Here is an 11,785-nt window from a genome sequence, read left to right as displayed (position 1 = left end):
GTGCTTCCCCTCCCCGCCAGACCTGCGCCTCAATTGGCGAGGTTGACGCCCCACATCCGCATCTTCGACTGCCACGGCTGGAAATCGCGCACGCGCTTGGAATGCGCGATCACGTCGAGGCCGTTGAAGTAGATGATCAGCGGCACCTCTTCGATCATGCGCTTGTGCAGGTCGTCGAAGAGCTTCTGGCGCTCGGCCTTGTCCGAGATGACCATCGATTTGTCGATCAGCGCCTGCGCTTCGGCATTGTCCCAGACCTTGCGCGGCTGCTTGTCCTTCGGCCCGGCGAACTGCTCGAACCCGAGTGCGGGGTCGAAGCGTGCCGAATAGGAGAAGGACTGCATCTGGTAATTGCCCTTGTTGTAGCGATCGAGCTGGGTTGCCCAGTCCAGGACCTCGATCTCGGCATTGATGCCGGCAGCCTGCATCATCGCCTGTGCCACGACGGCGGCCGGGAAACTCGGCACGGTCGGGCGCTTGTTGGCAATGATCGAGATCTTCTCGCCCTTGTAGCCGGCCTCCTGGAGCAGCTTCTTCACCTTTGCCGGGTCATAGCTGAAGCCCTGCTTCTCGACCGGCCCGAAATAGGCCGAGCTCGGATAGATCGCCGAATTGTTCGGCGTGCCGAGATTGCTGGAGGCGGCGGCGACCAGCTCGGTCATGTCGAGCGAGGCGGCGATGGCCTGGCGCAGCTTGACGTTCTTGATCAGCGCGTCGTTCGTCTGGAACAGGAAGGTGTGGCGTACGGCGTTCGGCGCGATCTTTACGTCGAGCTTGGGATTCTTGCGCAGTTCCTCGACATCGCTCGGCAGGATTTCGGCCATGTCGATGGCACCCGAGGTCAGGCCGGCCTTCACCGTCGCGGGATCGCGCACGACAATGAACTTCACGTCCTTGATGAGCGGCTTCTTCAGGCCGATATAGCCGTCGCGCTTGTCGCTCTTCGGCGACGCATAGCCGTCGAAGGCGGTCATGGTGAAATACTCGCCGCGCTTCCACTCGCCGATCTTGAACGGCCCGGTGCCGACCGGCTTGTCCCAGGAGCCGTCCGCCTTCAGCGAGTCCTTGTGGATGACCGCGGCCATCGCGCAGTCGGTGCGCGCCAGCGCGTCGAGGAAGAGCGCGCTGGGTGCGTTGATGCGCATCACGACGGTGTTAGCGTCGGGAGCCTCGATCGCCTCGACCTTCAGGCCATTGCGACCATCGAATTCGGACAGGCAGCGCCACTCCGTCTTTGGATCCATGTAGCGGTTCCAGCTCCAGACGACGTCGGCCGAGGTCAGCTCCGCACCATTGTGGAACTTCACGCCCTTGCGCAGCGTGAAAGTGTAGGCCTTGCCGTCGGTCGACATTTCGACCTTCTCGGCGAGAAGCGGCCCGACCGTGCCATCCTCGGCATAACCGACCAGCCCCTCGACGAGCTGCAGGACGAAATCATCCGTGTTGTCGTCGCGGTTCACGCCGGGATTGGAGCTGCGGATATCGGCAGCGACCGCGACCGTGACGGACTGGGCGGCGGCCGGACCAGCGACGAGCGCTGAGGTCGCCAGTGCGAAGGCCGAGGCATAGATGCGGTTCATGTCGATGTTCCTGTTGTCGTCGTTCTTCTTGGTTTTAAGAGAGCTGGCCCGGGTCTGGCGCGGGCCAGGAGCAACGCCTCAATTGGCGAAGCTGACCTCCCAGAGCCGCGGCTTCCCAGCGACCCAGGGGGCAAAGCCGCGCAGCTTCCTGGAGACTCCCGCCGTGTCGACCTGATTGTAGAGGAAGATCAGCGGAGCTTCGGCGAGCATCAGCTTGTGGAGCTCGTCGAACAGCTTCTGGCGCTCGGCCGGATCGCCGACGAGCGTCGCCTTCTCGATCAGCTCGTCGGCACGCCGGCTGTCCCAGGCCTTGGACGGGAATGCGTCCTTGGGTCCGCTGAACTGGTTGTAGCTCTGGGCAGGATCGATGCGGGCGGAGTAGCTGAAGGACATCATCTGGAAATTGCCCTTGGCATAGCGGTCGAGCTGGGTCGCCCATTCCAGCACCTCGATCTCGCTGTTGATGCCTGCGGCCTGCAGCATGGCCTGGGCCACGACCGCGGCCGGGAAGCTCGGTACCGTCGAGCGCTTGTTGGCGACCAGCTTGATCGGCTGGCCCTTGTAGCCGGCCTCGGCGAGCAGCTTCTTCACCTTGGCGAGGTCCTGGCTGTAGCGCTGGCGCTGGACGTCGCTGTAATAGGGCGACGAGACATAGATCGCCGAGTTATTGGTCTTGCCGAGCTCGTTCGAGGTGTGCGCGACGATCTGGTCGAGATCGAGTGCGGCCGCGATTGCCTGGCGCATCCGGACATCGCCGAGCAGGGCATCGCGCGTCTGGAACAGGAAGGCGTGCTTCGTCGCGCTCGGGGCGCTCATCACCTCGAGATTTGGGATTTTCTTCATCTCCGGCACGTCGGAATCGGGAATGTCCGCGACATGCAATGCGCCCGACATCAAGCCGGCCTTGATCGTGGCGCCATCGGCGATGGAGAGGAACTTGACCTCCGGCACCAGGGCGCGCTTGCGGCCGACATAGCCATCGCGCTGCTCACCGGGGGGCGAGACGTAACCGTCGAAGCGCTTCAGCGAGACGAATTCGCCGCGTCGCCATTCGCCGAGCGTGAAGGGGCCGGTGCCGATCGGCCGGTCCCAGCTGCCATCGGCCTTCACGGAGTCCTTGTGGATGATCGCGACCATGGCGCAATCGGTGCGCGCCATGGTGTCGAGGAACATCGCACTGGGCTTTTCCAGCTTCATGACGAAGGTCGACGGATCAGGTGCGTCGACACTCGTGACCTTCATGCCGGTCCGGCCGTCGAATTCCGCCCGGCAGCGCCAGTCGGTCTTCGCGTCCATGTAGCGGTTCCAGTTCCACAGCACATCGGCCGAGGTCATGACCGCGCCATTGTGGAACTTCACGCCCTTGCGCAGCGTGAAGGTGTAGGTCAGCCCGTCGGGCGAGACCGCGATCGACTCCGCCAGAAGCGGCGCGACCGCGCCGTTCTCGCGGTAGCCGACCAGGCCCTCTACCATGTGCAGCACGACGGCATCGGTATTGTCGTCCCGGTTGACGCCCGGGTTGGTCGAACGGATGTCGGCATTGAGCGCGACATTGATCGTCGATTGCTGCGCCAGAACCGGCGCAGCAACAAGGGTCAAAGCAATAGCCAGGGACGACTTCAGGTTCACGTTATTTCCCCTTCAGCACGGTGAGAGGCGCAGCATCCGCACGCAGGCGGGTCAGCGTTTCCGCCAGGAATTCCTCGACGCGCGGCACAGCCTTGACGCCGTCATGCGGCATGTTCGGCACCAGATCGAAGCGCACCTTCACGCCAGCGGCTTCGAAGGAGCGCTGCAGGCTGGCGAGCCGCTCGGGGCGTGTTTTGCCGGCATGGTTGGCGTCCGGCATCCAGTTGCGGCCGCCTTCCTTGTGGGTGATTTCCCAGGTCTCCAGATCGGCGGCGCCGACGATCATCTGGACCGGCACCTTGGCCAGGGCGGCGGTGTCGATCTCCTGCCCGAACAGGGCCGCGAAATTGCGCGTGCCGACCCACCAGTCGCGTGTCGGATCGAGCAGCGTGACCGAACCCGGTGCGCCGATGCAGGCGGCCCAGAGGCGGTCGGGATGCAGAAGCATGAAGCGATGCGCGAAGTGCCCGCCGCCGGAGTAACCGAACAGGGCAAAGCGCTTGAAGTCGAGGTCATAGCGCTGGCCGACCTCGTCTACGATCGCAAGCAGCGCGTGATCGTAGCGGATGTCGGCTTCGCGCATGTACTTGAAGCCGTCACGATAGCCGTCGCCGCGCACTCCGACCGGGAAGAGCGGCGCGAGCACGATGCAGTTGTTCCAGCGCGCGAACTCGGTGAAGGCATCGCGATAGGTGATGAAGCTGCGGCCCGTGCCATGCATGGCGACGACCAGCGCCGGTGGCTCGCCGCCCTGCCCTAGCGACGGCGGGACATAGAGGCAATAGGCAAAGCGGGGATCGTGCCGGCTGGCGAAGACCGTGGTCCGGTCCATGTCGTAGAGCGCGGCAGCCTTGTCGGCCTTCTTGTTCTCGGGCGCCTCACGCGTCGCAGTCATCGCAGCCATCGGATATCCTCTATTGGCTATTAAATTGGCGCCAATTATGTTGCACGTTGAATTGGGGCTGGCAAGCTTGGGTCGGTCGCTTCGCCCGGTAGCGAAATCGCGGCGAGATGAGCTAGGGGATGATGATGACGACCGTGAAGCGTAAGCCGAAATCGAAACACGCCCTGGCAGGAGAGATTGCCGAAGCGATCAAGTTCGGCCAGTTCCGCTCCGGCGAATGGCTCCGCCAGATCGATATCGAGCAGAAATTCGCCGCGACGCGCTTTGATGTCCGCACCGCGCTCGACGAGCTCGTCGTGCGCAAGGCGATCGAGCATGTCCCCAACCGGGGCTACCGCGTGGCCGAGATCGATCGAGAGACCCTGCGCCATATCCGGTCTGTGAGGATCGTGATCGAGACCTCGGCCGCGACCGCTATCGTCAGCGGGATGACGCCGGCAACCCTCTCGACGCTGCGTGGACTCGCCGAGGAGTTCGGCGCGGCGGTACGCGAGGGCACGCGCGCTGACCAGAGCCGGGTCAACGCCGAATTTCACGAAGTGATGTATCATCTCAGCGGCAACCCCGTGCTGGAGGAGCTGATCTGGAACCTGCGTGATCGCGGGCGCGGGTCGAACGTCACGGTATGGGCCTCCCACGAGTCGCTGCTGCGCAGCGACCGTGACCATCACGCCATGCTCGAAGCCATCGAGAAGCGCGACATTGCGCGCCTCTCGCAGTTGATTGCGGCTCATATTCTCAAGGATGCGCCCGAGAGAGAGCCGGGGGGCCTTTAGTCGGTGACGCTGACTTCCCAGAGCCTGGGTTTGGACAGGATCGAGGACTGGTAGCCCTTCACGCGCTTGCCATAGACCCCGGCATCGAGCCCATTATAGAGCATGACCATCGGCACCTGGGCGATGAAGCGCGTGTGCAGCTCGTCGAACAGCTTCTGGCGCTCGGCCTTATCCGAAACCACCATCGACTTGTCGAGCAGCGCGAGTGCGTCCGGATCGTCCCAGACCTTGCGCGGTTGGGTCGCCTTCGGACCGGCGATCGACTCGAAGCTCAGTGCTGGGTCGAGGCGGGCCGAATAGGGGAAGGCCTGCATCTGGTAATTGCCCTTGCTGTAACGATCGAGCTGCGTCGCCCATTCCAGCACTTCGATCGAGACATTGATCCCGGCATTCTGCAGCATCTGCTGCGCGATCACCGCGGAATCGAAGCTCTGCGGATAGCGCTTATTGGCGAGCATCACGATCGGCTCGCCCTTGTAGCCGGCTTCCTGAAGCAGCTTCTTCGCGGCCGCGGCATCGTACTTGTAGCCCTGCTTCTGTACCGGCCCGTAATAGGACGACATCGCAGGAACGATCGAATTGTTCGGCTTGCCGAGACCGTCCGTGACGGCGGCGACGATCTCGTTGACATCGAGCGCTGCGGCAATCGCCTGGCGCAGCTTCTGGTTCTGCAGCAACGGATCGCGCGTCTGCATGAGGAGGCCGACCAAGCCCATGTTCGAGACGAGCGAGACTTCGACCTTGGGGTTCTTGCGCAGCTCGCCGACTTCAGCATTGGCGACGTCGGGAATGACGTCGATATCGCCGCGCAGCAATGCCGCCTTGGCGGTAGAGCTGTCCGGGATGATCAGGAAGCGGACTTCATCCACCAGCGGACGCTTGCCGCCGGTATAGCCATCGATCTTCCCGGGAAGGCTGGCATAGTCGGGATTGCGGACGAGCCGGATATATTCGCCGCGGCGCCATTCGCCGAAGCTGTAGGGCCCGGTGCCGATCGGCTTGTCGAAGCTGCCATCCGCCTTCACCGAATCCTTGTGGAGGATCGCGGTCATGGCGCAGTCGGTGCGGGCGATGCTGGCGAGGAAGAGCGAGCTCGGCTTGTCGAGCTTGAACACCACCGTCGAAGCGTCAGGCGCCGCGACGGATTCGACCTTGACCCGCCCTCGCCCGTCGAACTCCGAAAGGCAGCGCCATTCGGTCTTCGGGTCCATGTAGCGGTTCCAGCTCCAGACCACGTCGGCAGCAGTCAGCGGCGCGCCATTGTGGAACTTGACCCCCTTGCGCAGGGTGAAGGTGTAGCTCAGCCCGTCCTCGGACAGCGCGACCTTCTCGGCAAGGAGCGGCTTGACCTCTGCATCCTCGCCATAGGCGACGAGGCCCTCGACCATATGCAGCACGACGGCGTCGGTATTGTCGTCCCGGTTCACGCCGGGATTGATGCTGCGGATATCGGCATTGAGATGCGCGCGAATGCTGGTCGGCGCCGCGAGCGACGGGCCGAGACCCGCCAGCAGCGAGGTCATTGCCGCGCCGGCAAGCGCTGCTGCCGCAATCGGTTTGAAAGCCATGTTCGATCCCCTCCTGTTTTTATTAGCTGATAGCGTCGGGCCGCCCTCTACGGCTCCGACGCATGCAAAGAACTCACTCCGCGGCTGCGGCCAGCGTCACTGGATCGTCAGTCAGGCTGTAGCGCGTGAACTGCCGGTTCAGGGCAGGCAGCGGGGCCACTTCCATGATGCCCTTCGCCGGCTGCATGATCACCATCGAGACCGTGGCTGAGAGATTGCCGGTCTCGTTGGGACGCGGCGGGCGGCAGACGGCATAGGGCGACAGGAAGTCGTCGAAGAGCGCGCTCTTGAGATCAGCGACGCTGAGCTTGCGGCCGGCATCGTCGAGCAGCTTGCGGACGCGCCAGTCGCGATAGAAGCTCTCGGGTACCCGCGGAATGCCGGTGTCCTTGATCTTGGTGAGCGCGATCGAGCCCACCCAATGGTTGGCATGAACGATCAGGCCGTCGGCCGGGTAGATCGGGAAGGCCTCATCAGGCGCGCATTCGAAGTCGATGGCGAAGCCGGCGACTGTCGAGAGCATCATGTTGTTCGAGCAGGCCTTCGGCGTCGTCGCCACGGCCTTCATCGCCATGGCGAAATGCTCCTGCTCCAGCACCTTGCGCCGGATCAGCGCCAGCGGGACGCCGGCCTGGGTGAAGTCGCGCTCCGACTCCAGATAGTTGGCGGTGATCGAGACGCCGGCGGCATTCATGCCGCAACGAGCAAGACCACCCGCTTCGACAAAGGTCAGGAAGTCCGGGCCGTCATCGCGGCGCACGCGCAGCACGATGGCGGTCTCGGCGCATTCCGCCTTCCAGTCCCAGTTCTGGCCGTGGATGAGTTCGCCGTTCGCGCTGCGCTCGGGCAGGATGACTGCGCCAGTGCAACCATCGTCGAGCTCCTCGCCGGCCTCGACGGGCTTGGCTTTCTCGAGCCGCGCCTTGGCCATGACCTCGGTGCGGGCATTGACCATCACGATATCTTCGAGCGTAACGCCGGCACCGTCGGCGATGCCGCGCATCTCCTCGACATAATGGGCGCCGAAAGCTTCGATCTCGCGGGCGAATTCGGCGATCAGCCGGGATTTGGCAACTGCATCGTAACCGAGCTCGGTGAGCTGGCCGCCATAGAGCTCGATGCTGCGCTTGACGCGCGCCGGAACCGCGGCGCCATGCTGCCGGCCGCGCTCATAGGGCGATCCCGAAACATCGATGAATGGAAAGGGCTCAACCATGGACCTAATCTCCGCGCCGGCTCTGGCGCCCGGCTAACAGTTAATGTATTTCATCACGCAGTAAGACAATCAAGAGGAATCTCATGGCCGAACCGACCCGGCTCCAGCAGGATCTGGCCGAGCGCATCATCCAGCTGGCGCGCGAAGACGGCCTCGCGGCGGGTGCATGGCTCAACGAGAACAATCTGGCCAAGCGCCTGAATGTCTCGCGCACCCCGGTTCGGGCCGCGCTCAGTCATCTCGAAGGCCAGGGGATCGTGCTTCGCCACCCCAACAAGGGCGTCGAGCTGGTCAGTGCGCTTCCCCTCCCGGCAGATAGCGGCGGCTCACCCGACGAGACCGATCTCGCCCTGGTCAGGATCGCACGCGATCGCGAGAGCGGCGACCTTGGCGACGATGTTTCCGAGCTGGAATTGATGCGTCGCTACGAGATGGCGCGACCAGAAATCCAGCGCACCCTGAAACGCCTGGCCGAGCTGGAGATGGTGGAGCGCAAGCCAGGTTATGGCTGGCGCTTCCTGCATGAATCCTCGGATTCGTCACTGCGAATGGAACGCTATCGCTTCCGCATGCTGCTTGAGCCCATGGGCTTTCTCGAGCCCGGCTTTCGCCTCGATGAGAGCTGGGCGAACGAGATGTTGCGTCGGCATCGCCAAGCCCTGAGCCAGCCCTGGCGTGAGTCCTCCAGCGTCGCCTTCTATGAAATGAACGCAGCCTTTCACGAAGGCCTCGCGGCCGCATCGGGCAATCGCTTCATCCACTCCGCCATCCGCCGGGAAAACCAGATGCGACGGCTCTCCAACTATGATTGGGGCTCCGGCACCGAACGGGTCCAGGTCAGCTGCATCGAGCACATCGAGATCCTCGAGCGTCTGCAGGCGGGGGATCGGGAAATTGCCTCCGTCCTGATGCGCCGGCACTTGCAGCGCGCCAGCGAACTCAAGCGAAGGGTCCGGCCGTCGCCGCCTACGGCCGGATAGAGATGCGCGCGGAGCGATATTGTCTTTCGTTCGGAATAAAGACAGTATCGCTCCTCGCCAATGGCGCGCCCGTGACGGGACGCCCCCGCCCGAGGATCGCTTCATGTCAGTCACCGCCCATCGCAGCGAAACCGACCGCAGCAATGCGCCGGATGCGTTCTGGATGCCGTTCACGCCGATGCGCGGCTTCAAGCAGGAGCCGATGCTGTTCGAGCGCGCCGAGGGCATGCACTACTTCACTCCCGAAGGGCACCAGGTCCTCGACGCGATGGCTGGCCTCTGGTGCGTCAATGCCGGCCATGGCCAGCAGCGCATCGTCGAGGCAATCCGCGAGGCGGCCGGGCGCCTCGACTTCGTCTCGTCGTTCAAGATGAGCCATCCGGCCGCGCAGACCTATGCGGCACGGCTGTGCGATTTCGCGCCCACCGGGCTCGATCATGTCTTCTTCGTCAATTCCGGCTCCGAGGCGGTCGATACCGCGCTCAAGATTGCACGCGCCTATCACCATGCGCGCGGCGATGCGCGCCGCACCAAGCTGATCGGCCGGGCCAAGGGCTATCACGGCATGGGCTTTGGCGGGCTTTCCGTGGCGGGCCTCGGCCGGCACAAGCGCGGCTTTGGCCCGCTGCTGCCAGAGGTCGCCCATCTCGCCCTGCCCTATGATGCCGGCATGGCGTTCTCGCGCGGCCAGCCGGACGCCGGCGCGGCCTATGCCGAGGAGCTCGAGCGGGTTCTCGAGATGAATGATCCAGCCAGCGTCGCTGCCGTCATCGTCGAGCCGGTGACCGGCTCGGGCGGCGTCTATCCGCCGCCGAAGGGTTATCTCGAGCGCCTGCGCGCGATCTGCGACAAGCATGGCGTGCTCCTGATCTTCGACGAGGTCATCACGGGGTTCGGCCGCCTCGGCACGCCCTTCGCGGCTCAGGCATTCGGCGTGACGCCCGATCTCATCACCTGCGCCAAGGGCATGACCAATGGAGCCGTGCCAATGGGCGGGGTCATCGTCTCGAACACGGTCTATGATGCCTTCATGGCCGGGCCGCCCGAGGTGATCGAGCTGTTCCATGGCTATACCTATTCGGCTCACCCGCTCGCCTGCGCCGCCGGGCTCGCCACGCTCGATGTCTTCGCTGAACAGGGCATCGTGGCTCGCGCGAAGGCCACAAGCACGCATTGGCAGGAGCGTGCGCTGGCGCTCAAGGGTTCCCCGCATGTTGCCGACATCCGCAGCATCGGCCTGCTCGGCGCCGTGGAACTGACTCCGCGGCCAGGGCAGCCCGGCGCGCGCGGAGCGGCCTGCGCCAAGGCCTGCTATGAGGCCGGCGTGCTGGTGCGCGGGTCGGGCGATACGATCGTGCTGTCGCCGCCCCTCGTCGTCTCGGAAGGCGAGATTGACCTGATCTTCGCGACCATCGCGACGGCCTTGCGCAGCATCGCCTGATCCATCGGCCCGAAGGGTGGATTGCGGTTTTCGGGAAAGCCGACGCCAATACAGAAAGCTGGATCGCCGGGCCGGATACAAGAGCCGGTCAGACGATCCAATGCTGCGGCTCTTCAGGACTTGATCGCAACCTCCCAGGCCCGCGCGCGCGACTCCCATGGCACGAAGCCTGAGACGCGCGCCGTCGAAGCCCAGGCTTCGATCGAGTTGAACAACATCACCAGCGGTACGTCGTCGATCATCCGCTTGTGCAGCTCGTCAAAGATCTTCTGACGCTCGGCCGGGCTTTCGATCTTCGAAGCCTTGTCGAGCAACGCGATCACGGCGGGATCATCCCAGACCTTGCGGGGCTGGTCCGCCTTCGGGCCGGTGAAATGCTCGAAGCTCAGCGCCGGATCGAGCCGCGCCGAGTAGGAATGCACCATCAACTGGTAATTGCCCTTGAGGAAGCGATCCATATGGGTCGCCCACTCCACGACATCGATGTCCGAGTTGACGCCGACGGCCTGGAACATCGACTGGAGCACGACTGCGATGTTGAAGCTCGGCGCCGATTTGCGGTTATTGGTGGTGATCTTCAGCCGCTCGCCCTTGTAGCCGGCCTTGGTCAGAAGCGTCTTCGCCCGCGCCGGATCGTAGCCGTGCGAGAGGTTCTGCACGTCGCTGTGATAGGCCGACTTGGCGTGGATGGTGGAGTTGTTCGGCTGCACGCCGAGATCGGAGACGATCGCGACGAGTTGGCTGAAATCGATGGCTGCCGCAAGCGCCTGGCGCATGGCCGGCGTCCTGAAGACCGGGTCATTGGTCTGGAAAAGCAGTGCATGGCGCGCTGCCGTGGTAGCGGTCTGGACCGTCATGCCGGGAGCCTTCTTCAGCTCGGCGACATCCGAGCCCAGCACTTCGGCAATGTCGATCTGGCCTCCGATCAGACCGGCCTTCACCGAGGCGGCATCCGGGACGACCAGGAACCTGACCTCCGGAACGAGCGGCCGCTTGCTGCCGGCAAAGCCGTCGAGGCCGCCGGGCAGCGACTGGTAGCCATCGAAGCGCGTCAGGCTGATCTGCTGGCCCCGCCGCCACTCGCCGAACTTGAACGGGCCGGTCCCGATCGGCGCCTTCCACGACCCGTCAGGATTCAACGAATCCTTATGGATCACCGCGGCACTGCCGCAATCGGTGCGCGCCAGCGAGAACAGGAAGAGCGCGTTGGGCTCGTTGATGCGCATTCGCACGGTGGTTGGCGACACGGCATCGACCGCTTCGACCTTCAGCCCGTTGCGGCCGTCGAAATCGGCAAGGCAACGCCACTCCGTCTTCGGATCCATATAGCGCTGCCAACTCCAGACGACGTCCGCGGAGGTCAGCGGTGCACCGTTATGGAAGGTCAGTCCCCTGCGCAGTTCGAAGGTGTAGCTCAGCCCGTCCGGTGAGGTTTCCACCTTTTCCGCCAGCATGGGCCCGACGGTGCCGCCTTCACGATAGGCGACCAGCCCTTCGACCATGTGCAGGGTCACGGCGTCGCTGTCGTCGTCGCGGTTGACGCCCGGATTCGTACCGCGAATATCGGCCCTGAGGGCGATGGTCAGGGTTTGCGCTGCCACCGGAGCACTCGACAGTGCCGCGAGCAGCGCTGCCGTTACGATGCGCGTACGTGAAGCACATCTCATGAGCAAGGACCTCCCAATCCCCGT

Annotated in this window: 9 protein-coding genes; 3 read left to right on the top strand and 6 right to left on the bottom strand. The window is 64.1% G+C overall.

Going from position 1 to position 11,785, the window contains the following annotated elements:
- Positions 1-29 precede the first annotated feature (29 nt).
- From AB4099_RS10690 to AB4099_RS10680, 3 genes are all read right to left on the bottom strand, one after another.
- Complete coding sequence (locus AB4099_RS10690; protein ID WP_441478036.1) at positions 30-1,580, bottom strand: ABC transporter substrate-binding protein; 1,551 nt, start codon at positions 1,578-1,580, stop codon at positions 30-32.
- A 78-nt stretch (positions 1,581-1,658) separates the two neighbouring features.
- Entirely contained in the window at positions 1,659-3,203 is a 1,545-nt protein-coding gene (locus AB4099_RS10685; protein ID WP_441478067.1) for an ABC transporter substrate-binding protein, read from the bottom strand.
- Between the two features lie 7 nt (positions 3,204-3,210).
- Complete coding sequence (locus AB4099_RS10680) at positions 3,211-4,104, bottom strand: alpha/beta hydrolase family protein (protein ID WP_441478066.1); 894 nt, start codon at positions 4,102-4,104, stop codon at positions 3,211-3,213.
- A gap of 128 nt (positions 4,105-4,232) precedes the next feature.
- Between AB4099_RS10680 and AB4099_RS10675 the strand changes: the two genes are divergently transcribed.
- Positions 4,233-4,889: a GntR family transcriptional regulator gene (locus AB4099_RS10675; RefSeq protein ID WP_441478035.1), complete on the top strand. Its 657-nt coding sequence runs from the start codon at positions 4,233-4,235 to the stop codon at positions 4,887-4,889.
- Here AB4099_RS10675 and AB4099_RS10670 read toward each other — a convergent pair.
- Positions 4,886-6,457: an ABC transporter substrate-binding protein gene (locus AB4099_RS10670; RefSeq protein WP_441478034.1), complete on the bottom strand. Its 1,572-nt coding sequence runs from the start codon at positions 6,455-6,457 to the stop codon at positions 4,886-4,888. The two genes, AB4099_RS10675 and AB4099_RS10670, sit on opposite strands and share 4 nt — an antisense overlap.
- Before the next feature lie 73 nt (positions 6,458-6,530).
- Positions 6,531-7,673 (bottom strand): C45 family autoproteolytic acyltransferase/hydolase, encoded by a 1,143-nt coding sequence (locus AB4099_RS10665; RefSeq protein ID WP_441478033.1) that lies wholly within the window; start codon positions 7,671-7,673, stop codon positions 6,531-6,533.
- Between the two features lie 83 nt (positions 7,674-7,756).
- On the opposite strand from AB4099_RS10665, the gene AB4099_RS10660 reads away from it, so the two are divergent.
- Both AB4099_RS10660 and aptA read left to right on the top strand, forming a co-directional pair.
- Positions 7,757-8,653, top strand: coding sequence for a GntR family transcriptional regulator (locus tag AB4099_RS10660; protein ID WP_113519014.1), 897 nt, complete (start codon positions 7,757-7,759; stop codon positions 8,651-8,653).
- 103 nt (positions 8,654-8,756) lie between these two features.
- The gene (aptA, locus tag AB4099_RS10655; RefSeq protein ID WP_441478032.1) at positions 8,757-10,094 is read left to right on the top strand and encodes an omega-aminotransferase AptA; all 1,338 of its coding nucleotides are present in this window, start codon (positions 8,757-8,759) and stop codon (positions 10,092-10,094) included.
- A gap of 113 nt (positions 10,095-10,207) precedes the next feature.
- Here aptA and AB4099_RS10650 read toward each other — a convergent pair whose 3' ends face one another.
- The gene (locus AB4099_RS10650; protein ID WP_441478031.1) at positions 10,208-11,761 is read right to left on the bottom strand and encodes an ABC transporter substrate-binding protein; all 1,554 of its coding nucleotides are present in this window, start codon (positions 11,759-11,761) and stop codon (positions 10,208-10,210) included.
- Between the last annotated feature and the right edge of the window lie 24 nt (positions 11,762-11,785).

The organism is Allobosea sp. 2KB_26, assembly GCF_052115715.1.
Lineage (GTDB): Bacteria > Pseudomonadota > Alphaproteobacteria > Rhizobiales > Beijerinckiaceae > Allobosea.
This window is presented reverse-complemented; position numbering and strand designations above follow the sequence as displayed.